Source organism: Pseudomonas mendocina, from assembly GCA_037482215.1.
GTDB lineage: Bacteria > Pseudomonadota > Gammaproteobacteria > Pseudomonadales > Pseudomonadaceae > Aquipseudomonas > Aquipseudomonas mendocina_E.
Genome location: CP148074.1, coordinates 2,342,984 through 2,364,118, shown reverse-complemented (window position 1 = coordinate 2,364,118; position 21,135 = coordinate 2,342,984). Strand labels below are relative to the sequence as shown.

The following is a 21,135-nucleotide window of genomic DNA, read 5'->3' as shown; positions in this document are numbered from 1 at the left end:
TTTCGTTTAAGTCAGGCCGCCATGGCCTGACTTGCTTGTTGCTGGTGGAAGTTTGCCTCAGCCTCCGCAGGCGGGATATACCCGATTGAGCTCAACAGCCGCTGGTGGTTGTACCAGTGCACCCATTTCAAGGTCGCCATCTCAACAGCTTCACGACTCTTCCATGACTGCCGGTAAATCAGTTCAGCCTTGTACAGCCCGTTGATAGTCTCGGCCAAGGCGTTGTCGTAGCTGTCGCCCTTGCTGCCAACCGAAGGCTCAATGCCGGCCTCTGCCAGCCGCTCGGTATAGCGGATCGAGACGTACTGACTGCCATGGTCGCTATGGTGAATCAGGCCACCCATACGATGTGGCTGTCGGGCGTACAGCGCTTGCTCCAGGGCATCCAGCACGAAGTCGGTCTTCATGCTGGTACTGACTCGCCAGCCGACGATGCGCCGTGCAAAGACGTCAATCACGAACGCCACGTACAGCCAGCCTTGCCAGGTCGAGACATAGGTGAAATCCGACACCCACAGCTGGTTCGGGCGCTCAGCATGGAACTGGCGTTGGACACAATCCAGCGGACACAGCGACTTGTCGCCGGCCACCGTCGTCCGTACAACCTGGCCACGCCTAATTCCCTGCAACCCAGCTCGCCGCATTAGCCGCTCCACCGTACATCTGGCGACCTTGAGGCCCTCTCGCAGTAACTGCTTCCAAACCTTCACCGCGCCATAGCACTGCATGTTGGTATCCCACACGCGCTGGATCTCCAAGCTCAACGCCTCATCGCGCTGAGCACGGCAACAACGCAGTGCCGGATTGCGCAGTTGGGCCGCATGTCTGCGGTAACCGGACGGGGCGATCTGCAAGACACGGCAGATCGACTCGACCCCGAGACGGTCACGGTACTGATCGACAAAAGCCCTCAGGACTTGGTGCGGCGGTCGAGCTCCGCCTGGGCAAAATACGCACTGGCCAGACGCAGAATTTCATTGGCCTTGCGCAATTCCCGGTTCTCCCGCTCCAACGCCTTGATGCGTTCGCGCTCTTCGGTGGTCGGGCCTGGACGCTGGCCTGCGTCGGTCTGATGGCGGCGAATCCAGCCATGCAACGTTTGCGCTGCACAGCCAATCTTCGGCGCGATGGCTTCAATGGCGGCCCACTCGGAGGGGTAGTCGTTCAGGTGTTCCAGAACCATGCGCACGGCACGTTCACGGACTTCAGGGGAGTAGGTCGTAGTCTTTTTCATGGCCTCATCTTCTCAAGAGTTGAGGCCTCCACGAAACCCGGGGCGATTCAACTCGCCTGTCCGGGGGCGTGTGAATGACATCCTCATCAACACGCTAGGAGGTGTGATACAGCCAGGTGAAATCATCATGGAGATTACACCGGTTGAGGATCAGTTGTTTGTGGAGGCCAAGGTGCGTCCACAGGATGTGGCATTTGTTGCGCCTGGGATGCCTGCAAGCGTCAAAATCACTGCCTATGACTACAGCATTTATGGAGACCTTAAAGGCGTCGTAGAGCAGATAAGTGAGGACACCATTGAGGAGGAGACTGCGCGAGGGAAAGAGGCGTTCTACAAAGTGATGATCACGACAGAAAGTTCGCATCTTGAGCACAAAGGCGAGATTTTGCCCATTCGCCCAGGCATGGTCGCGCAGATCGATATTCAAACGGGAAAGCGAAGCCTGCTGAGTTATCTATTGAAGCCTATTGTTAAGGCTCGACTTTACTAAACGGCAAGCCCCTGATGAGTCAGGGGCTCTTAGTACCGCTAATTAAGCTGACACAAGCCTAAAGGTGAAAGTTGTGGCAGTCCGCGTTTGTCGGCTATGCGCTCGGCTCACAAAAAATGATCTCCACCATTAGGACTGATGCATTGCCCTTGGAAATGCCTTCCAGCTTCTGAAGCCAGGAATACGTAGCTCGGGGCAATATCGTCTACCTCGGCGATACGGCCGAGCGGGATGCCACTCTTGATTGCCTGTAAGGTCTCGCTTGGCACTGATTCAAGAATCGGTGTGTATGTTGCGCCAGGGGCTACGCAGTTTATGGTGATGTCGCGGGCGCCGATTTCTAAAGCGAGCGAACGTGAAAATGACAAGATTGCGCCCTTGGCAGCTGTGTATGCACTCAAGCCCGGAGCACCTTTGTAGGCCAGCTGAGATACGGTGTTGATGATTCGCCCGAAACCCTGCTCGTACATAAGGGGCAGTACGGCTTTGGTCATCAAGAACGTCCCACGCAAGTGAACGGCCATGACGCGATCCCACACCTCAACCGGTAACTGCTCGACCGTATGGTTATGCGCAATGCCTGCGTTATTGACCAATATATCCACACGCCCAAACACTTCAAGCACTTGGCGGATCATGTGATCGACTTCTGCCTCTGATGCAACGTCTGCACAGACAGCGATCGACTCACAGCCAAGCCTTCTCAGTTGTCCGCACACGTTGGCAGCTGCGGCTGCTTCAGATGCATGTGGGTAATTGATTACTACGGCTCTCGCTCCAGCCTTCGCAAAGGCCAAGGCAACGCCTTGACCGATTCCGGAGCTGCTGCCAGTGATTAGGGCTACTTTGCCATTCAGACTCATGTTGGACTCTTTTTGTGATTGTTATCTGGTCAATAATCATTGTAATCAGGGGCCAAATCCAGAGGTAAATCGAGCGCTTAGCTGCTGCATGGTCGTTGGCCACATCGGTTTCATGGCGCTTTCATGCATGTGTTTTTAACGTTTGACCGGGCTAGAAAATAATACTGTACAAATAACCAGTATTATCTGATAGTAAAGGCACATACCCAATCTGGCCGTGTCGTTCGAGGGTCGAGCAAAGCATGGCGTCATGACTGAGGAGTTACTGGCAATGCGGAATCTGCTTACTACTTGCTTACTGATGATGGCTTTGACGGGGTGTGCCCAACCCCAAATCGACCAGCCGAGAGTCAACGGCGCTTATTTAGTGATTGACGGTCAACAAGCATGGGCCGTACAGGTGGCGGATGGTAAGCGCACGCAGGAGCAGGGCCTCGTGGTGGATGTCATCAAGGCAGGTAGCCAAGAGGCATCGGTAGCAGCCAGCTATGTGATCGAGACAAAAAACTGTGGGCGCATGCAGTGGCTGAGTGAGCGATCAGATGCGGCAGATGGAATTACCAGCCTAATGCTCGTCCATAGTCAGTCAGGCGTTAATGGCTCTGGCTGTGAGCTTGGTCAGTCGGTTAGCAAGGTTTGGACTGTGTTGGACTACTCGAGCTAACACCTAGCCTGATTCAAACGCATGAACGGGCTGACGGCAGACTTCACTGCACACACTCAGCCCTTTCAATCTGTCTAGCGACTTACAGTGCCAGGCTATTGAACCAGTGAACGCAACGCATAGACCTCAGCCCAAGGCTCTTCCTTACGTGGTGCTATGACCGTTTCAAAGTAGTACTTGAGCCTTCTGCGGTCATCTGGATTGTCCTTTAGCGCGGAGCCGATGATGTGATGGAGCAGGTTCTCTACTGTCATCTTCCCGTCACCGTAATACCAAGCACTGAGGCACGCTGCGTGTGCCACGGATACTGCTTCTGCGGTAGATAAAGCTGCTCCGGCTAAGCGGCTGGTGCTGCGACCATCCGTGGTTTGGCCATTGCGCAGCTCATGAAACATTGTGGCCAGCACTTCGATAAGACGAACATCAAGCTCCATCTCAATGCCTGCGCGAGTGTTGGCTTTTTTGACATCCCGCAGAACGACGCCGATTTCATCAGGCAGGTTTTTGATTGGACGAATCTCTTCGAAGTCTAAGCGCCGCTTCAGGGCTGCACTCATCTCATGCACGCCAGCGTCAAGGCTGTTGGATGTGGCTACGAGGTTGAAACCCTCGCGAGCCAAGATGATACCGTCATCACCGGCTATTTCAGGAATTACCACCACACGATCTGACAGGATTGAGAGCAGGGAATCCTGAAGGGTCTGTGGGCAGCGGGCGATTTCTTCAAAGCGGACAAGCCGTCCTTCCATCATGCCGCGTAATAACGGGCTCGGTACCACTGCCTCGAAACAAGGCCCCTTGCTGGCAAGGATGGCTGCGTTCCAGCTATATAAGAGCTGCTGAACCTGTGTGACTGCGCCGCCTTGTAGGGTGAGCGTGGAGTTGCCAGAAATAGCCGCCACTAACAATTCAGACAGCCATGACTTAGCCGTGCCAGGCTCACCGACGAGTAAGCATCCCCTGTTTGTGCAGAGCGAAATGATGATGCGTGTGACCATCGCACGATCGGCTACGAATTTACGTTCGATGCCCAAGGTTTCATCGCCCAAGATGAATTTCTCAACGGCAATTGGCGACATGCGCCAACCAGGTGGAATTGGGCCAAGGTCCAGGGCCGCTAATCGTTCCAACTCATCATAAAAAAGTATTTCAGCGGGCTGGCGCTGAGCTGCTTTTTTGCTGTTATTCAGAGCATTCATACTGGGTTCCTCCGACCGCCGCGGACTTCGGGGGCCATACGCTCTTTAGGAAGAATTCGCGGCAATTCAGACATGGGAATGACACCCTCGATAACGTGATCGATAGCGCTGTCACGCATGGTGATAAGCCCTGAATCAAGCGCACGCCAACGCAACTCACCGATTGGGGGCTGGCTGGAGATGGCGTTGCGAATATCGTCATCCACTCCCATGTATTCGATAATCGCGACGCGTCCCCGTGTGCCGCGACCGCCACAGTTCTCGCATCCCTTGCCCTCAAAACAGCGGAAATCAGCAGGGGCACCATCGGGGAATAGCTCAGCAAGGATCGCCGGGTCAGGTACCGCTGGCACGCGGCAATGCTTGCAGATTCGTTTCGCCAGACGCTGAGCAATGACCGCCAGCAACTCCGCTGCAATCGAGTTAGGGTGAATGCCTAAGTCATACAGGCGCTGTAGAGAATCGACGGCATCGTTACTGTGCAAGGTCGAAAGCACGATGTGACCGGTTTGCGAAGCGCGAATAGCCTCCAGGGCGGTTTCCTTGTCGCGGATTTCACCGACCATGATCACATCAGGGTCCTGGCGCACGAAGGAACGCATGGCATCGGCAAAACTAAAGCCGATATCGCTGCGTACTGTGGTCTGCTGGACATTATCAATTGAGTATTCGATGGGGTCCTCAACCGTAATGACTTTGCGTCGCCCATCGTCCGCCAGGTTTTGCAGGCCTGCGTATAGAGTCGTGGATTTACCTGAGCCAGTAGGACCAACCACCAGCACTAAACCAGCAGGGTTATCCAGCAAGCGCTCGTAATAGGAGCCAATCAGAGGAGACATGCCGAGTTCGGCAACAGTCATCGCGCGTCCAGTCTGTGGGAGCAGGCGGATGACCGCATATTCACCGTGGTGCGAAGGTTGTACCTGCACCCGCAAGTCGTATGACATGTTGCGCAGCTGTAAGCGCGAGCGTCCGCCTTGTGGCAGGCGGCTCTCGGCAATATCTAAGTCTGCGCGCAGCTTAATGACGTTAATGATGCCTTTGAACTCGCGAGGGGATAGCGGGTACTGCGGCAGGTCCTGTAAATCACCATCTATCCTCAAGCGGATGCGAACACGCTTGCCATACTTTTCTATATGAATATCACTGGCTTTGTTTCGAACAGCATCCATCAGGATGGCTTCGTAAACGGAAACCAGGTATGGACTTACATGATCGTGGTCATCCTCGGGCTGCTCAGCATCGTCGTCCAGTTGCTGATAGCGCCCAGCATCGTCAAAGGCTGATTGAGATGATTGTTCGGCTGCAAATCGTTTTCCCTGCGCACATAAATTCAATGCACCCCAAACACGTCTGAAGTCGGTTGGCGTTACTAACCAGCACTCCACACTCAGGTTAGGGCTTAGGCGCTCAACCATATCAGCGCGAGCATCTGGGTTATCGGTGATGAATGTGAGTGTTGTATCGTTCTGTGCTACTGGGATCAGTCGAGAAATGTCCAAAAAGGCCCGTGAAAACCGACGGAACAAAGCCACATTTAGCGACGGGATAAGTGTATCGGCATCCACAAACTTCATGCCGCGCTGAAGCGCTAATGAGCGATAAAGGCCGACTTCCTCAAGGTTCATTTTGCGATTGAGGATGTCTAGAACGTTACTTCCTTCAGCGGCCGCTTGCGCTTTTGCCTGCTCCAATGAGGGCTCATTGACGACCCCCATGTCGATCAAGATTTGCTCGGAGTTGCGATTAAAATCTACACGACCGAGTGAATGCCCACGAACCAACTTTCCGCCACACTTGGTGTAGCTTACCAAGGTATACTCTGATCCAACCTTATCTTCTAGGCAGACTAAGTTACCTGCTTCTAGCAGGTAATCTTGTAGCTTAGAGATATTCGTTATAAACGTTGTGCAGATAACTAAGTCACAGGGGTTTGTCGAGCTCAATATTGCTTTCAGCCGACTGAGGGATGACCTCAATATTGGTCAAGCCTAAGCGCTCAAATCGTTCTTTAGCGGCCTCTGCAACGTACGTGTTTTGCTCAACATAGAGGACGCGCTCGGTGAGCTTGGAGAGCACAGCAGCAAAGTATCCTGAGCCTCCACCAACATGCATGACTACATCGGTAGGGTTGATATCAGGAAGAATTGAAAGAATTAGGCCGACTACCTCAGCCCGCGGAATCGAATGCCCAGTTGTGGAAAGCGGAAGATCTTTTCCATTAATAAAGTCGCTGCGAGAAATCGATCGCAGCGCAGAGCGAATCCTTGGGTGGTTTGTTTCCATCAAATAACTCCTACTGCAGTGCAGAGTTGATGCGCACCTACAATTACCAGCTGTATTGGGCAATATTTAACTTGCCCGGTTTTTACGCAGACGAGGTTATTTTTATAATGGCGCTTATTGGTTAGGTTTTGCTCGATTTAAAACGACCAAAACAGGTGGCTAATTTTTAGCCGTATTCCCATTTTATTACTTTTGCGAGTCTTTGTGTCTGACTGAAAGTGCTGTGAGGAGTTATGTTTTTTGGTTAAATTTTTCAAGTTAAGCAAATATACCCATTTCTAGGGATGTTATTTTAGTTGCAGGCACTGTATGTGCTGTTCTGCATATGTAGCAAATGAGAATCGATCAGTTGGCGCGTGGAGAATTATTGAGCATAGACAAACTGTCGTTATGCAGATGAGCTATTAAAGTTGAAATTATAAAAGCTTGGATTTAATAAGATGCCAGGACAAGTATTATTAGAGTGAGTAGGTGCGCCAAAATAACCATTGCTGGGTTTGGCAAGCACATACACACGCTATAATATTGAAAGTCATTAATGTTTTTATGCGCAAAATAACTATCAAGCGCATTAGTGCGTAATTAGCGTGACATTCGACTGGACGAGATTGAGTGCTGCTAGGCGCTGAGGAGCAGGGCGCCTGTTTTATCAGGGCCGCGCCTTTGAGTTGCACCGCCCCATTAATGAGGCGGTCTCTGCCTTAACCGTTCAAGCCAAAAAACGTCTGGGCATTTTGTCCGAGAATCCGTGACTTATCGCTCTGCACCAGTAGAGGATGCTCGTTAACGCCAGCCCCGATTCGCTGCTCGCCAAGGGGGAAGGGCGCATCTGACCCCAGCATGACGCGATCACTGCCCATCGTATCGACCAACAGCTTTAGTGCACCGGGATCAAACACAGCTGAGTCCACGTAAAAACGATTCACGTAGCTGGATGGCAGATACGGGCAGTCTTCGCGAACAATGTCCCTGTGCCGCCAAGCGTTATCCACTCTGCCTAGCAAGAACGCAAATGCACCGCCTCCGTGGGCAAAGCAAATGTTCAGTGAGTCAGGCAAACGTTCAAAAGCGCCTGACAGTATCAGCGACAGAATACCCAGCTGGGTTTCGGCGGGCATGGCCACTAACCAAGGCAACATCCATTTACGCATGCGGGCACCACCCATCATGTCCCATGGGTGAACCAGCACCGGGATGCTTTCGTTGGCACAGTGAGTCAAGAACTCGATAAGGGCCGGATCATCCAGATCCCGGTCACCCACGTGGTTACCGATCTGTATACCGATATGGCCCAGTGTTTTGGCGCGGCTCGCTTCACGGCATGCTGCCTCAATGTCTTGCAGCGGCACCTGAGCAAGCACTTTAAGGCGACTGCTGTAGTCGGCGGTCATTTCGATTGCCCGGTCGTTCATCAACTGGGCCCAGGGCAGGGCGCGCTCGATCGGGGCTTCATAAGCGAACATGACCGGCGTGGCGCACATGATCTGGATATCCAGCTGTTGCTCATCCAAATGCTCAACACGACGCTGCATATCCCACAGGGCATCATGAACGGGGCGGAAAGGCTGGCTGCCTCGCATGATCTGTCCTGTTCGGCCGTTGGTTTGCAGCCAGGGCGCGCGCTGCTCATCGAGCTTGGCAGCCTCAGCCTGGCTGATGAGCGGGAAAAAGTGGCTGTGCATATCGATTTTCATGAGTGTTTCACTGCTTCATGAGTTCGGTGCCAGGCTTGCCAGTCGCTGCCAGGGTGTATTTCGCCGCAATTGCTACAGCGGCGTTGTTCATCAGAAGTGGCGTAGAACTGCTGATAAACCGGTGGCAGGTCGTGAATGATGCTGCTCAGTTGCATCTCATAACGCTTGATCACTGTTCCGCAGCGGGCGCATGACCACTGCAACGCATCAAGGGAACCCTGTGGGCGTTGACGTTCGATAACCAGACACAAGCTGCCGGGCTCGGGTCGCTGCGGGGAATGGATGACGTGCGGCGCCATCAGGTAAATGTCACCTTCGCGCAGGTCCAGGCGCTCGTAGCGGCCACGGTCCCAGATCAGTAAGTGGGCATTACCTTTGAACTGGTAGAAAAACTCTTCCATTGGATCATCATGAAAATCAGTACGCTGGTTGGGGCCGCCGACGATGGTCACCATGTAGTCGGCGTCCTGCCAGATTTGCTGGTTGTTGACCGGTGGCTGAAGCAGGTGCTGGTGATCATCAATCCAGCGCTTAAAGTTCAGCGGCGGGCTGTAGTGGTGCTTATCCATTGCCTATATTCCTTAGCGCTGTAACGGGCTGTGGGCGACCGCTTTGATTTCGATACGCAGGTGCGGATGCGGTAGCTGGTGCACCGCTACGGTTGTGCGGGTCGGCCCGGTTTCATCGAAATACTCGGCATACACCTCGTTGTAGCCTGCGAAGTCATTCATATCGACCAAATAGCTACTGAGTTCTACGAGGTCTGCCAGGCCCGCGCCTTCGCTGGCCAGAATGTCGCGGATGTTCTCGATCACCGCTCGGGTTTGGGCGCGTATATCCAGATTGGTTGCGCCCAACTCGTCGACCTCAACGCCGTCAAAGCTGTTATCCGGACGCCGTGAGCTAGTGCCGGAGACATAGAGAAAATCCCCGGCCCGCTTGATGTGTGGGAAGCGCCCGCGGGGTTTTGCCTTGTCAGCTAATACAGTGGCGCGATTAGTGCTCATTGCTTGGTGCTCCTTTAACACTGAATCCACATTCGCCGTATCCGGCGATTTCAACGCTGACATGGCTGCCCGCATGCAGTGCTTCGGCAGCGGTCGCTGCGCCCGCCATGATCAGGCTTCCCGCTGGCAGGCACAGCTCTGCCGCGCTGAGCAGTTGCGAAGCCTGCACAATGCTGCGCAGGGGATGGCCCAGAATGGCGGCGGTCGAGCCAGTCTGGCGAACCCGCCCGTCAATGCGTACCAGCACCCCAGCGTTGCTCAGACCGCTGAAATCACGGGACCAGGGACCGACCACTAGACCGGCTGATGAGCAGTTGTCCGCGACGACGTCTTCCAACGTGAATTTGAAGTTCTGATAGCGGGAATCGATGATTTCAACGGCCGGAGCAACCGCTTCAAGATAGTCAGCGGCCTCAAGCTGTGTGAGGGGGCGGTCAATGGCTTTGCGCGTGATAAAACACACTTCAGGCTCAGTACGAGGGTGGATATAGCGCTGTAAATCAATAAAGCCACCATCCTCTTCAAGCATGGCATTGGTCAGCCAGCCCCAGATCAGGCTGTCTACGCCCATTTGCACCATCTTCGCCCGGCTGGTGAAGCCGAGTTTGACGCCGATACTGCGCTCGCCAATGTCATAACGGCGCTGCATTGAAGCACGCTGAATCAGGTAGGCTTGTTCGAGCGAGAAGGGGGTGTGGCTGCTGAACTGGCTGACGGCATTGGCGCTGCGAGCCGCGAGATCCAGTGCATCAGCTATTTTATGTAGGTCTTGCTGCATGATCAGTGCTCCTGAGGCTGGCCCTGAAGGTCGAGGGCAACGTCAACAATCATGTCTTCCTGCCCACCCACCATGCGGCGGCGGCCCAGTTCGACGAGGATGTCCATGGTTTTCAGGCCGTATTTGGCGGCGGCCACTTCGGCGTGACGCAGGAAGCTGGAGTACACACCGGCATAACCCAGCGCCAATGTTTCGCGGTCGACGCGGACCGGGCGGTCCTGCAGCGGGCGCACCAGATCATCCGCAGCATCCATCAGGCGATACAGGTCGGTGCCGTGGTTCCAGCCCAGACGCTCAGCCGCAGCGATAAACACTTCCAGCGGCGCGTTACCCGCACCGGCGCCCATGCCGGCGAGGCTCGCGTCGATACGATCACAGCCTTCTTCCACCGCAGCGATGGAGTTGGCCACGCCGAGGCTCAGGTTGTGGTGCGCGTGCATACCGGTTTGGGTTTCAGCATTGAGCACCGACTTGAACGCGCGCATGCGGTCGCGGATGTCGTTCATGTTCATGGCACCGCCGGAATCCGCCATGTAGATGCACTGGGCACCGTAGGACTCCATCAGCTTGCCCTGAGCGGCCAGCTGTTCGGCCGGGATCATGTGGCTCATCATCAAAAAGCCGACCGTATCCATACCCAACTCACGGGCGAATTCGATGTGCTGTTTGGAGACATCCGCCTCGGTGCAGTGAGTGGCCACGCGAACGGAGCGAGCACCGGCTTTGTAGGCTTCTTTGAGGTCGTGAACTGTGCCGATACCGGGGATCAGCAGCACGGTGATTTTCGCGTGCTTGATCACGTCGGCAGCCGCTTCGATCCACTCCAGATCGCTGTGAGCGCCGAAGCCGTAGTTGAAGCTGGAACCTTGCAGGCCGTCACCGTGGGTGACTTCGATGGAGTCGACCTTGGCTTCGTCCAGGGCGCGGGCGATGTCCTGCACATTCTGGATCGAATACTGGTGGCGGATGGCATGGCTGCCGTCTCGCAGGGTTACGTCGGAGATGTAGAGTTTTTTGCTGGGATCAAATGTCATGCTCATGTCCTCAGGCCTCGCCGTTCAGCATTTTTTCGGCCATGCGCTCAGCGGTGGCCATACCGGCGGAGGTCATGATGTCCAGGTTGCCGGCATACGCAGGCAGGTAGTGCGCCGCGCCTTCCACTTCAAGGAATACGGAGGTTTTCAGGCCGGAGAACTTGCCGTGGCCAGGAATGTTCAGCGGCGCGTCTTCTGGGATCACGTCGAACTGCACTTTCTGCTTCAGGCGGTAGCCCGGCACGTAGGCGTTGACGGCTTTTTCCATCTCTAGGATGGAGGCCTCAACAGCCGCTTGATCCGCTGCTTCGGACAGGACAAAAACGGTGTCACGCATGATCAGCGGCGGTTCAGCCGGGTTCATGATGATGATCGCCTTGCCCTTCGCCGCGCCGCCGATCACTTCGATGGCTTTGCTGGTGGTTTCGGTGAACTCATCAATGTTGGCTCGGGTTCCCGGGCCAGCGGATTTGGAGGCGATGGAGGCAATGATCTCGGCGTAATGGACTTTAGCCACTCGGGAAACGGCTGCGACCATCGGAATAGTGGCCTGGCCACCGCAGGTGACCATGTTCACGTTGAGCTTGTCGACGTGTTCAGCACCGTTCACCACCGGTACGCAGTACGGGCCAATTGCCGCCGGAGTCAGGTCGATCAGGCGGATGCCCGGCTTGATCGAACGCAGGAACTCGTCGTTCTTAACGTGGGCAGACGCGCTGGTGGCATCGAATACGAAGTCGATGTCTTTGAACACGTCCATCTTGGTCAGGCCGACCACGCCTTCGTGGGTGGTGGCAACGCCCAGGCGCGCAGCGCGAGCCAAGCCGTCGGAGTTAGGGTCAATGCCGACCATGGCGCCCATTTCCAGGTGCTTGCCATGACGCATGATCTTGATCATCAGGTCGGTGCCGATGTTGCCGGAACCGATGATGGCGACTTTTATTTTTCTCATCAGTGCACCTATTTACTGGTCGGCTAGATCGAACATCGCGGTGACGCTGCCAAGGCCCTGAATGTGGGCAGTGAAAACATCACCAGGATTGGCCGCGACCATCGGGCCCAGGGCGCCAGTGAGAACAATGTCGCCCGCACGAAGTGGTGTGCCCATCGCAACTAAGGTGTCCGCTAACCACACGGCGGCATTTAGCGGGTTGCCCATGCAGGCTGCACCGGCCCCAACAGAAACGGGCTCACCCTTAAGGTTCATATGCATACCGCAGCGAACCCAATCCACTTTGTTAAGTGCACGGGGCTGGCTACCGAGCACAAACAGTCCACTTGAGGCGTTGTCTGCGATGGTGTCGGCAAGTTGAATGTCCCAGTTGTGAATGCGGCTACCAACAATTTCGATAGCGGGCAGGGCAAACGCACTGGCGCGCAGAATGTCAGCGAGCGTATGCCGCTCGTGCAGCAGGTCATGCTCAAGCACTAAGGCTATTTCAGCTTCAACTTTGGGTTGCTGAGTATCAGCCCAAGCAATGGGCAGGTTGTCTGCGCGCCAGTTGCTGGCCAGTAGAGCGCCGAAGTCTGGCTGATCAACCCCCAGTTGCTGCTGCACTGCGCGTGAGGTGAGGCCGATTTTATGTCCGACCAGACGATCACCCGCGGCGATGGCCGTTTCTGTGTTGTGTTGCTGAACGGCGTAAGCCAATTGCACAAGGTTCGCGCTTTCATGGTCACCGGCTACCTGGGCGATAAGATCGCGAACAGGGGAGCAGGGTGTTCCGTGTTTAAGGGCTTGCTGCAATCGATCTGCAGCCTCAAGAAGAGCAGGATGCATAGTCAGTCTCCGGCTTAAGGGTGCATGCAGATGGTGGTGATCTCTGAATAGAAATCCAGAGAGTGGCGGCCGCCTTCGCGCCCGATGCCTGATAGGCGGACACCGCCAAACGGGGTACGCAAATCGCGCAGGAACCAGGTATTGACCCAAACCATGCCGACGTGGAATTTGCGGGTGATGCTGTGAGCACGTCTGAGATCACGGGTCCAGACGGCAGTGGCCAACCCGTATGCGCTGTCGTTAACGCGACGGATCACTTCTTCTTCAGTATCAAACGGGGCGATATGGCAGACCGGACCGAAGATTTCTTCGCGTACGCAGCGTGCATCGTCCGGCAGGCCAGTCCAAATTGTGGGCTGAACGTAGGCACCACGGTCACGCTCATCACCGAAGTTCGGAATACCGCCACCGGTCACGACTTCTGCGCCTTCATCCCTGGCTAAGTCAAAATAAGCCATCACCTTGTCGCGGTGCTTGTGAGAGATCAACGAGCCCATGTTGACCCCGTCTTCATCCGGGTAGCCAATCTTCAGATTTTCAGCGGCTTGCTTAAGGGCTGCGACAAATCGGTCAAAGATCGGCCGCTCGACGTAAACACGCTCAGAGCAGAGGCATACTTGGCCCGAGTTGGTGAAGCTGGAGCGGATAACACCCGCAACCGCTGCATCAAAGTCGCAGTCGGCAAATACTACCGCCGCATTTTTGCCACCCAGCTCGAACGACACATCACGCACACCTTCGGCGGCGACTTTCATGATGGTGGCGCCCGTGCGGGACTCGCCGGTGAAGGTGATGGCGTCGATGTCGGGATGCTTGGTGAGGTATTCGCCAGCCGAATTCGGGCCAAAACCATGGACCAGGTTGAACGCGCCTTCAGGGACGCCGGCTTCGTGCATCACCTCCGCGAGTAGAGTGGCGGTGGATGGGGTGTCTTCAGAGGGTTTGATCACGACTGAGTTGCCACAGGCCATCGCTGGAGCAACTTTCCAGGTCAGCAACAGCATTGGCAGATTCCATGGCGAGATGATCGCGACAACGCCATGGGGCTTGCGCACGGAAAAGCTGAATACATCACTGCCATCAGCGGCGCGCATCTCAAAGCATTCATTGCCTGCCTGATTAATCAGCTCGGCAAACGTGCGGAAATTAGCAACGCCACGGGCGATATCAAGGGTGCGAGCCTGATGAACAGGGCGCCCGGTGTCAGCTACTTCGGCCGCAACGAACTCATCAAAGCGACGCTCGATACCATCTGCGATTTTGTGCAGCAGCTGTGCGCGTTGGGCTGCGCTGTACTGCCCCCAGGGCCCTTGCTGGGCGGCCTTACCCGCTCTCACAGCGCGATCGACTAGGTCGGCATCCGCTTCACACACGTGACCGATCAGTGTCCCGTCAACAGGGGAAATATTGGCAAAGGTGGTTTTAGTAGTGACAAATTCGCCTGCGATGTAGTTACGCAGCAACACCGGTGATGGGTTCACAGCGACCTCCAAATATTATGATTTGAGGTCAGTCTAGGGAGATCAGTTACCCAGTAATAATTGAACTTGGCCCCCTGGTTATTGGTGTTTGGAATACCAAGGAGCCAGCGCAGTCAGTGGCTGCTTACATCCGGTCTGACGAGTGAGAGGCAGTCACGGAAAAGGCGGGCAGCAGGCGGGAGCTGCCGCGAGTTTGAGTAGAAGCAACCGATCTCGCCAAACTGCATGGGGATGCCAAGATCAAATGTCTTAAGCAGACCCGCTTCAACAAACTGCACCGTGGCCTCTTGAGGCATTAAGGCGACAGTTTGTTGGTCTTGCATCAACGCCAGGTTAGTGAGGATAGACAGCGACTCGACGACATTTGCCGGTGTCTGCAAATCGGCCTCGGCAAACAACATATCGGCGGTGCGCCTGAGCAACGAGTCCTGAGTGGGTAAGACCCACGGAAACCCATGCAGATCCTTAAGGCGCACCTGCCCTTGATGCTGATGCAATGGATGTTGCGAGCCTGCAACGACTGTCAGTGTTTCGGTGTAAAGCACATCAACTTGTAAGAGTGGTGACTCATTGCGCAAACGCCAGTCATCTGGCACGCGTCCGACAACCAAATCGACTTCGCCCATCGCTAAAGCCGGAAAAAGGTGGTCCATCTGGCCCACTCGCAATGAGACCAGCACTTCCGGGGCATCATTCTTGAGCAGTTGCATCGCTTGTGGAATCAAAGATGCAGATGCAGATATCAATGTTCCGACCATCACATGACCGCTGGTACCTTGCTGAAAAGAATTGACCTCATCCGTAAGCGAACGAAGTTCAGCCAGCAACGTTTTACCCCGGTTGACGACCAGGACGCCCAGCTCCGTAGCACTGACCCCGCGGTTGCTACGAAGCAGCAGAGGCGCATTAAAGTACGACTCCAACTCATGAATGATTTTGGTCACGGTAGGTTGGGTCAGGTTGAGGGCCTGTGCAGCCCTTAGCAGAGAGCCGCTTTGTACAACTTGTTCCAATACCACCAGCTGGTAGAACTTCAGCTTGCGGGCGACCGACATCATGGTGAACTTCATGGCTTTCTCCCCTCCACCGTAACGCTCAGTGCAGCTGTGCAAGGCGCACCTGATGAGCTGGGGGCGGGCGAGTAGAAGCAGGAAAAAAATACGGCCATGTACATAGCGTCCCTTCGTGTTTTGAGCAGGTTTGTCCTGATTGTTGTTCGTGTTGTTGGCTACTGGTTGTCCGGCTCTAACGGTGAATGCGGTTTGAGTGCAGAAAGATATTTAGCCGGTGTCGTGCCAAATGCAGCCTTAAACATGGTGATAAAGCCCGTCACTGCTTCGTAGCCAAGGTCAGATGCGATGCGTTGCACACTGTGCCCCTTGGCAAGCGCTTCAAGCGCTACCATCAGGTGCAGCTGACGGCGCCAATTGCTAAAGCTCATACCGGTTTCGTCCATAAGACGTCTGCTCAGTGTGCGCTCACTCATGTTGGCGAAGCTGCACCATTGCACCAACGTGCGGCGATCACCGGGGTTATCCATTAGCGCTTCAGCGACCTTTCTCAGGCGGGCGTCACGCGGCAGTGGAAAGAAGCTGTGAATACGCGGTTGAGCGGGGAGTTCTGCTAGCAGCAGTTGCTCAGCAAGCGTGCGACTTTCAGGTGCAAGCAATTGCTGTGGTTCAGCTAATGCAATGATTAGCGACTGCATTAGTGCACTGAGTCTTAGTGTGCAGCATTCGTCAGGCAGGTTACTGGCCAATGGCTCGATGAAGACTGAATAGCCTTGGGCGTTTGCAGAGGACCTGCTGGTATGGGGGATTCCGGCCGGTACCCACAGCGCGCAATGTTGTGGGACTAGCCAGTGTTTTTCATCCACGAAACAGCCCACAACCCCTTTTAAGGCCAATACCAGCTGCCCCTGGGCATGCTCGTGTGGCTGCGGATCTAGCAGCGTGCTGCTGCTTGCGTCGAAGTAATTAGAGTGTACGTGAGGCTCAGACGGAGAGGGCTGATGGCCTGTTGGTGGCTGGATGAGTAGGTTCATAAATATGGCGTATTTTGTGTATTTTTTGTCAAAACCACTAATACCCTAGCATGAGCTAGCTCCGTATGCTCTTACCACTTGTACTTAATTGTGATGGTAGGAATGGAGTAGTCATGGTTGATCTTTCACCCAATGCACGTCATGTCAGCGCTGTCGATGGTCATAAAGTTCGTCACCCATCCGGGGCATTTATGAACATAAAAGTGTTTGCCCATGAGACAAACGGTGCGTACTCGCTAATGGAAACCGTACTGCCGCCTGGCGGCGTGGTGCCTAAACACGTGCACGAACATGAGGATGAGAACAACTACATCCTTGATGGCCAACTCACCATGCACATTGGTGACGAGGTGTTTACAGCAAAAGCAGGGAGCTTCGTTGTAGCGCCTAAAGGTGTAACTCAATTCTTTCGCAATGACGGCTATGAAGACTGCCGCTTCCTGACGACGTTTACCCCAGGTGGCGCGGAGGAGTATTTCCGCGAGGCCGGAGAGTTGATCAAAAGCACGCCTAATGGCCGACCCAGCCGTGAAAAGTTACTGGCGCTGCAAGAAAAGTACGCCCTGCGTTACCTCTAATCCGCACATTCAAGCCTGCCGGTATAGCGGGCAAGGAGCTGCATATGACTCAGGCAGGCGTACATCTTTGGTCTCAGATCCCTAGCCTGGTACTGCCTAAACCTAAGTTTTTATACAGCCCGGTGGTGAAGGCGGGGGAGTTCATCTTCGTCTCCGGGCTTGTGGGGTTAGATCCGCACACCGGACAACTAGCCGAAGGCGGTCTCATCGCGCAGACACGCCAAGTTCTGAGTAATTTCAGGGCGCTGTGTCGGGAGCAAGGGTGGTCAAGCGACCACTTGATGTTGGTGCGTATTTATTGCACGGAGTTTGATCGATTCTCCGAGCTCAACAGCTATTGGGATGAGTTCTTTAAAGACATCCGGCCTCCAGCCAGAACCTCAGTTGGTGTTAGTGCATTACCCCTTAATGCACTGGTGGAAATGGAGTTTCAGTTAGTCGCAACAGCCACGGCGTAAATCTAATAACAAGTAAAACAGGAGGTGTTAAATGCAGCCTGGAGTCATTGTCAGCGGTTTTCTGGCACCGCACCCACCCCATATGCTGTATGCCGAGAACCCGCCACAAAATGAGCCTCGCGCCCAAGGTGGATGGGAGCAACTACGTTGGGCATATGAGCGCGCCAGGGCCAGCTTAGAAGAGCAGAGGCCTGATGTATTGCTTGTACATTCACCGCACTGGATCACATCAGTGGGGCATCACTTTATTGGTGTAGAGCGCCTGCAAGGTCGTTCTGTTGACCCTATTTTTCCGAACCTCTTCCGGTTTGATTACGACATGCAGGTCGATGTGGAATTGGCCGAAGCCTGTTGTGAGCAGGGACGAAAACTGGGGTTACACACCAAGATGATGCGTAATCCAAGGTTTAGGGTGGATTACGGCACCATCGTCACGCTGCACATGATCCGGCCACAGTGGGATATCCCGGTCGTTTCGATTTCCGCGAATAACACTCCTTATTACCTGAGCATGAAAGAAGGCTTAGGCGAGATGGATCTGCTTGGTAAGGCCACAGCAGAAGCCATTCACAAATCCGGCAAACGTGCCGTATTGCTTGCCTCCAATACATTGTCTCACTGGCATTTTCACGAGGAGCCACCTGTTCCTGAAGACATGACACGCGAGCATCCGCAGAACCTGTTGGGCTATCAGTGGGATATGCGCATGATCGATCTCATGCGCCGTGGCGATATGCGCGAAGTATTTCGTTTGCTGCCGCAATTCATCGAAGAAGCATTTGCTGAAGTCAAGTCAGGCGCATTCACCTGGATGCACGCTGCCATGGACTATCCGCAAATACCCGCTGACTTACACGGATATGGAACGGTAATTGGTACAGGCAATGCGGTAATGGAATGGAACCTGCTCAAAGCCAATCTTTATGAGCACGCCCAACGCCAACCCTCACGCGTAGCAAACTCATAAGGACAGTGCCCATGACAATTGTGTCTGCGTTTATGCTGCCCGGCAGCCCGCTGCCTCTTTTAAAGCCTGATGCACCTAATTGGCAGCAGCATCGCCGGGCCATTGAGCAAGCGGGTCAGCAACTAAAGGCAAGTCAGCCTGATGTTGTGCTGATTTACTCCACTCAATGGTTCGCGGTGCTTGATGAGATTTGGCTGACGCGCGCCCGCAGCCAAGACGTTCACGTTGACGAGAACTGGCACGAATTCGGTGATATGCCTTATGACATCGTCAGTGATGTTGAGCTTGCTCAAGCCTGTGTTGCACGCTGCAAAGCGCAGGGTATAAACGCACGGGGCGCCGACTACCAGGGGTTTCCTATTGATACCGGGACCATTGTTGCGACCACACTGCTAGGAGTCGGTACAGAAGACATACCTGTTGTGGTCGCTTCAAACAATCTCTATGACGACGCTGCGGCCACAGCAAAACTGGCAGCGTTAGCTGTTGAATGTGCTGCTGAGCAAGGGAAACGTGTCGCGGTTGTTGGGGTAGGGGGGCTCTCTGGTGGGCTGATCAGCCGGGATATGGAAGCGGCAGACGATCACTTCGAAAAGCCAGAGGATGATCGCCTTAATCGACGCGTATTAGAGCTGATTAAGGCCGGTAATCAATCTGCGCTACTCAGCGAGTTACCTGAATATTGTCAGGAAGCAAAAGCAGACATGGGGCTCAAGCACTTGCACTTTATTCTTGGGGCCCTGGAAGAACGCTATATGGGGGCAGACGTTCTTCATTACGGCCCTATCTATGGCGGTGGCGCTGCCACACTCGCCTTTAAAATCGGCAGTTAATCAGTTCATTGATTCATGCATTAAAGGCCCGGCTATTGAATTTAGGTGATTCAATAGCCGGGTAAATAATTAACTAAAATACATCAATGGGATAATCCGTTATTAAACGAAATTCGTTCATGTTTCCTTCTGGTTGAGCATGATTGGCGCGATGCCAAGTTTGCCTCAGTCTAAAAGAAAGGTCTTTCATAGGGCCAGACTGTACAACATACCGTGCTTCAACGTTCAACTCGTGATGCTTTGCGTTTTCACCCCAAATATTTGCGTACGGGCTGTTGGCAGGAACGTGTGTGCCGTCGATCCCGCTGCCGCGAATGTAGCGCGTCATAAAAGACAGACCTGGTAGGTTAAATTCCTCCATGGAGATGTCATATCGTAGTTGCCATGAACGCTCATTAGGCCCATTGAAGTCTGAGTACTGAACTGAGTTAGGTAAAAATATGGATCCGCCTTGGGCAGGTCGATTAAATCCATACCTATCTACATCGCCTGTACCCAAGTAATCAAACGGAATGTCCCCGTCAACTTTTTGTGCCGCAAGCGTTATGGTATGGGCGCCAAATGCGTAGGCAGCCGATAGTCCCCATGTAGTATTGTTGATAGAGCCCGCATTTGCGCTACCTGTATCGAGCGTACGGTAAAGGTTGAAATCAAAGTTAAGCGAATGATTATTTTTTAGCTCGATCTTCTTACCCAAGTTAAAGTAATACTGATGCCATAAGTCTTCGAAATGCGAGACGTACAATTTGGTGACCGTACCGGGGCTCAGGGTGTAGGTCGCGCCAATGTAGTCCACGCTTGGTGTTGAGACACCGGCGAACAGTGCCCAAAGCTCACCGTCTGTGTTGGTGCTCGTCGTGCCGGTCGCCCCGGTAAAATGCCCAGCCTCGATATTCAAATTCTCGAATTCGCGGATATCGAGACTTAAGCCTTTTGCCGTCTGGGCGACGAGTCGGTTATGACCTGTGGCAAATACCGGGTTGAATGGTTCTTGGTCGCCGAACACTAAGGTACTGTTTGACCAGCGTAATTTAAGCGCAGCCCCAGCCTTACTAAAGGTATCAGAAGGGTGGCCGTCATCATGAACCCTTAAATTGTCTGTGCCCGTTTTTCCAGAGGATGCATCTAGCTTAACGCCCGTAAAAGCAAGTGCATTTAAACCCAAGCCTATGGTGCCTTCGGTAAAGCCTGATTGGTACCGCAGTAAAAGCGCCTGTGACCAATCCTTAGCATCATTACGGCCATCTTTATTATTACGATTGAAATAGTAATTTCGGGCCAGGATGTTTAAATGGCTGCCTTCAATAAAACCATCTTCATGGTCATCTGCACTGGCGGTTAAAGGGAGTATTAACATAGATCCAACGATAACGCTGGCGGCTGCTTTCTTGTTCATAAGTCCTCAGATTGTTTTTGTTAGGAGGCGCGGCACGTCTGCTTCACATGCTGTTAGTAAGTATTTGATAATGAGGCTCATACCTCATCAGCACTTAAACAGTGCAACTTGATACTAGTAATATGCGTATGTAGGTTGTAATAGAAATAAGTGTGCTTGATATTCATCAACTCGATAACAGTCAGTATTTTCTCATTTTATTTACTGGGTATTGCTAAATGGAATACCAAGACAGTCTTTTTCTATTATTTCCCCAGAAACTGCCTCAGTAATATCGGTTCATCTACAACCCGATACCCGGCAAAAGCACTTATGTGGATGTTTTCTGTCGTGGATATCTAATAAAAAC

The 21,135-nt window shown here is 53.7% G+C and carries 21 protein-coding genes, 1 pseudogene and 1 other annotated feature; of the genes and pseudogenes, 6 read left to right on the top strand and 16 right to left on the bottom strand.

Translation table 11 applies throughout. The features are described from left to right. Window positions 1-11: 11 nt before the first annotated feature. Window positions 12-1,234, bottom strand: a protein-coding gene (locus WG219_10820; protein ID WXL27903.1) for an IS3 family transposase whose coding sequence is annotated in 2 segments (ribosomal slippage) — window positions 12-949 and window positions 949-1,234 — 1,224 coding nt in all. Because the reading frame shifts where the segments join, the coding sequence is not laid out codon by codon here. Beyond that, window positions 840-956 (bottom strand) — a sequence feature (AL1L pseudoknot). It overlaps the preceding gene by 117 nt. 52 nt (window positions 1,235-1,286) lie before the next feature. Between WG219_10820 and WG219_10815 the strand changes: the two are divergent. Then, a pseudogene (locus tag WG219_10815) lies at window positions 1,287-1,724 on the top strand (HlyD family efflux transporter periplasmic adaptor subunit). A gap of 107 nt (window positions 1,725-1,831) precedes the next feature. On the opposite strand, the gene WG219_10810 reads toward WG219_10815, so the two are convergent. Then, a complete protein-coding gene (locus tag WG219_10810) occupies window positions 1,832-2,587 on the bottom strand; it encodes a 3-oxoacyl-ACP reductase family protein (GenBank protein ID WXL27902.1) in 756 nt (251 codons plus the stop codon). A 250-nt stretch (window positions 2,588-2,837) separates the two neighbouring features. Here WG219_10810 and WG219_10805 point away from each other — a divergent pair, with 250 nt between their 5' ends. After that, window positions 2,838-3,251 carry a hypothetical protein gene (locus WG219_10805; protein WXL27901.1) on the top strand — a complete coding sequence of 138 codons (414 nt, stop codon included), beginning with the start codon at window positions 2,838-2,840 and terminating at the stop codon, window positions 3,249-3,251. A 95-nt stretch (window positions 3,252-3,346) separates the two neighbouring features. Here WG219_10805 and WG219_10800 read toward each other — a convergent pair whose 3' ends face one another. The 13 genes from WG219_10800 to WG219_10740 all read right to left on the bottom strand — a co-directional run bounded on the left by WG219_10800 (window position 3,347) and on the right by WG219_10740 (window position 16,218). After that, window positions 3,347-4,450, bottom strand: coding sequence for an AAA family ATPase (locus WG219_10800; GenBank protein WXL27900.1), 1,104 nt, complete (start codon window positions 4,448-4,450; stop codon window positions 3,347-3,349). Beyond that, entirely contained in the window at window positions 4,447-6,144 is a 1,698-nt protein-coding gene (locus tag WG219_10795) for a GspE/PulE family protein (protein ID WXL27899.1), read from the bottom strand. Before WG219_10795 ends, WG219_10800 begins: the two co-directional genes overlap by 4 nt. Before the next feature lie 229 nt (window positions 6,145-6,373). Continuing rightward, window positions 6,374-6,736, bottom strand: coding sequence for a hypothetical protein (locus WG219_10790; protein WXL27898.1), 363 nt, complete (start codon window positions 6,734-6,736; stop codon window positions 6,374-6,376). 701 nt (window positions 6,737-7,437) lie between these two features. Next, on the bottom strand, window positions 7,438-8,430 hold the full coding sequence (locus WG219_10785; protein WXL27897.1) for an amidohydrolase family protein: 993 nt from the start codon (window positions 8,428-8,430) through the stop codon (window positions 7,438-7,440). Then, complete coding sequence (locus WG219_10780) at window positions 8,427-8,999, bottom strand: 3-hydroxyanthranilate 3,4-dioxygenase (protein WXL27896.1); 573 nt, start codon at window positions 8,997-8,999, stop codon at window positions 8,427-8,429. The genes WG219_10785 and WG219_10780 overlap by 4 nt, the downstream gene beginning before the upstream one ends. A gap of 12 nt (window positions 9,000-9,011) precedes the next feature. Continuing rightward, window positions 9,012-9,437 (bottom strand): RidA family protein, encoded by a 426-nt coding sequence (locus tag WG219_10775; GenBank protein ID WXL27895.1) that lies wholly within the window; start codon window positions 9,435-9,437, stop codon window positions 9,012-9,014. Beyond that, on the bottom strand, window positions 9,427-10,215 hold the full coding sequence (locus WG219_10770) for a fumarylacetoacetate hydrolase family protein (protein WXL27894.1): 789 nt from the start codon (window positions 10,213-10,215) through the stop codon (window positions 9,427-9,429). Before WG219_10770 ends, WG219_10775 begins: the two co-directional genes overlap by 11 nt. Before the next feature lie 2 nt (window positions 10,216-10,217). Further along, entirely contained in the window at window positions 10,218-11,249 is a 1,032-nt protein-coding gene (dmpG, locus tag WG219_10765) for a 4-hydroxy-2-oxovalerate aldolase (protein ID WXL27893.1), read from the bottom strand. A gap of 10 nt (window positions 11,250-11,259) precedes the next feature. Beyond that, on the bottom strand, window positions 11,260-12,201 hold the full coding sequence (locus WG219_10760; GenBank protein WXL27892.1) for an acetaldehyde dehydrogenase (acetylating): 942 nt from the start codon (window positions 12,199-12,201) through the stop codon (window positions 11,260-11,262). Between the two features lie 12 nt (window positions 12,202-12,213). Then, window positions 12,214-13,029: a fumarylacetoacetate hydrolase family protein gene (locus WG219_10755; protein WXL27891.1), complete on the bottom strand. Its 816-nt coding sequence runs from the start codon at window positions 13,027-13,029 to the stop codon at window positions 12,214-12,216. 14 nt (window positions 13,030-13,043) lie between these two features. After that, the gene (locus WG219_10750; protein ID WXL27890.1) at window positions 13,044-14,510 is read right to left on the bottom strand and encodes a 2-hydroxymuconic semialdehyde dehydrogenase; all 1,467 of its coding nucleotides are present in this window, start codon (window positions 14,508-14,510) and stop codon (window positions 13,044-13,046) included. Window positions 14,511-14,623: 113 nt separating this feature from the next. Then, window positions 14,624-15,580 (bottom strand): LysR substrate-binding domain-containing protein, encoded by a 957-nt coding sequence (locus WG219_10745; protein WXL27889.1) that lies wholly within the window; start codon window positions 15,578-15,580, stop codon window positions 14,624-14,626. Window positions 15,581-15,738: 158 nt separating this feature from the next. Then, complete coding sequence (locus tag WG219_10740) at window positions 15,739-16,218, bottom strand: AraC family transcriptional regulator (protein ID WXL27888.1); 480 nt, start codon at window positions 16,216-16,218, stop codon at window positions 15,739-15,741. Window positions 16,219-16,667: 449 nt separating this feature from the next. On the opposite strand from WG219_10740, the gene WG219_10735 reads away from it, so the two are divergent. The 4 genes from WG219_10735 to WG219_10720 are packed head-to-tail and all read left to right on the top strand — an operon-like array spanning window position 16,668 to window position 19,390. Next, window positions 16,668-17,132: a cupin domain-containing protein gene (locus tag WG219_10735; protein WXL27887.1), complete on the top strand. Its 465-nt coding sequence runs from the start codon at window positions 16,668-16,670 to the stop codon at window positions 17,130-17,132. A gap of 44 nt (window positions 17,133-17,176) precedes the next feature. Beyond that, window positions 17,177-17,590 carry a RidA family protein gene (locus WG219_10730; protein WXL27886.1) on the top strand — a complete coding sequence of 138 codons (414 nt, stop codon included), beginning with the start codon at window positions 17,177-17,179 and terminating at the stop codon, window positions 17,588-17,590. Window positions 17,591-17,621: 31 nt separating this feature from the next. Beyond that, window positions 17,622-18,557, top strand: coding sequence for a tRNA U-34 5-methylaminomethyl-2-thiouridine biosynthesis protein (locus WG219_10725; GenBank protein WXL27885.1), 936 nt, complete (start codon window positions 17,622-17,624; stop codon window positions 18,555-18,557). A gap of 11 nt (window positions 18,558-18,568) precedes the next feature. Continuing rightward, entirely contained in the window at window positions 18,569-19,390 is an 822-nt protein-coding gene (locus WG219_10720; GenBank protein ID WXL27884.1) for a tRNA U-34 5-methylaminomethyl-2-thiouridine biosynthesis protein, read from the top strand. A gap of 73 nt (window positions 19,391-19,463) precedes the next feature. On the opposite strand, the gene WG219_10715 is transcribed toward WG219_10720, so the two are convergent. After that, window positions 19,464-20,786 (bottom strand): OprD family porin, encoded by a 1,323-nt coding sequence (locus WG219_10715; protein ID WXL27883.1) that lies wholly within the window; start codon window positions 20,784-20,786, stop codon window positions 19,464-19,466. Window positions 20,787-21,135 lie beyond the last annotated feature (349 nt).

What these genes read in the sequence shown, in the direction of transcription:
- WG219_10810 (WXL27902.1), bottom strand. Translation starts at nt 2,587, where the DNA reads ATGAGTCTGAATGGCAAAGTAGCCCTAATCACTGGCAGCAGCTCCGGA.
- WG219_10805 (WXL27901.1), top strand. Translation starts at nt 2,838, where the DNA reads ATGACTGAGGAGTTACTGGCAATGCGGAATCTGCTTACTACTTGCTTA.
- WG219_10800 (WXL27900.1), bottom strand. Translation starts at nt 4,450, where the DNA reads ATGAATGCTCTGAATAACAGCAAAAAAGCAGCTCAGCGCCAGCCCGCT.
- WG219_10790 (WXL27898.1), bottom strand. Translation starts at nt 6,736, where the DNA reads ATGGAAACAAACCACCCAAGGATTCGCTCTGCGCTGCGATCGATTTCT.
- WG219_10785 (WXL27897.1), bottom strand. Translation starts at nt 8,430, where the DNA reads ATGAAAATCGATATGCACAGCCACTTTTTCCCGCTCATCAGCCAGGCT.
- WG219_10780 (WXL27896.1), bottom strand. Translation starts at nt 8,999, where the DNA reads ATGGATAAGCACCACTACAGCCCGCCGCTGAACTTTAAGCGCTGGATT.
- WG219_10775 (WXL27895.1), bottom strand. Translation starts at nt 9,437, where the DNA reads ATGAGCACTAATCGCGCCACTGTATTAGCTGACAAGGCAAAACCCCGC.
- WG219_10770 (WXL27894.1), bottom strand. Translation starts at nt 10,215, where the DNA reads ATGCAGCAAGACCTACATAAAATAGCTGATGCACTGGATCTCGCGGCT.
- dmpG (WXL27893.1), bottom strand. Translation starts at nt 11,249, where the DNA reads ATGACATTTGATCCCAGCAAAAAACTCTACATCTCCGACGTAACCCTG.
- WG219_10760 (WXL27892.1), bottom strand. Translation starts at nt 12,201, where the DNA reads ATGAGAAAAATAAAAGTCGCCATCATCGGTTCCGGCAACATCGGCACC.
- WG219_10755 (WXL27891.1), bottom strand. Translation starts at nt 13,029, where the DNA reads ATGCATCCTGCTCTTCTTGAGGCTGCAGATCGATTGCAGCAAGCCCTT.
- WG219_10745 (WXL27889.1), bottom strand. Translation starts at nt 15,580, where the DNA reads ATGAAGTTCACCATGATGTCGGTCGCCCGCAAGCTGAAGTTCTACCAG.
- WG219_10740 (WXL27888.1), bottom strand. Translation starts at nt 16,218, where the DNA reads ATGCAGTCGCTAATCATTGCATTAGCTGAACCACAGCAATTGCTTGCA.
- WG219_10735 (WXL27887.1), top strand. Translation starts at nt 16,668, where the DNA reads ATGGTTGATCTTTCACCCAATGCACGTCATGTCAGCGCTGTCGATGGT.
- WG219_10730 (WXL27886.1), top strand. Translation starts at nt 17,177, where the DNA reads ATGACTCAGGCAGGCGTACATCTTTGGTCTCAGATCCCTAGCCTGGTA.
- WG219_10725 (WXL27885.1), top strand. Translation starts at nt 17,622, where the DNA reads ATGCAGCCTGGAGTCATTGTCAGCGGTTTTCTGGCACCGCACCCACCC.
- WG219_10720 (WXL27884.1), top strand. Translation starts at nt 18,569, where the DNA reads ATGACAATTGTGTCTGCGTTTATGCTGCCCGGCAGCCCGCTGCCTCTT.
- WG219_10715 (WXL27883.1), bottom strand. Translation starts at nt 20,786, where the DNA reads ATGAACAAGAAAGCAGCCGCCAGCGTTATCGTTGGATCTATGTTAATA.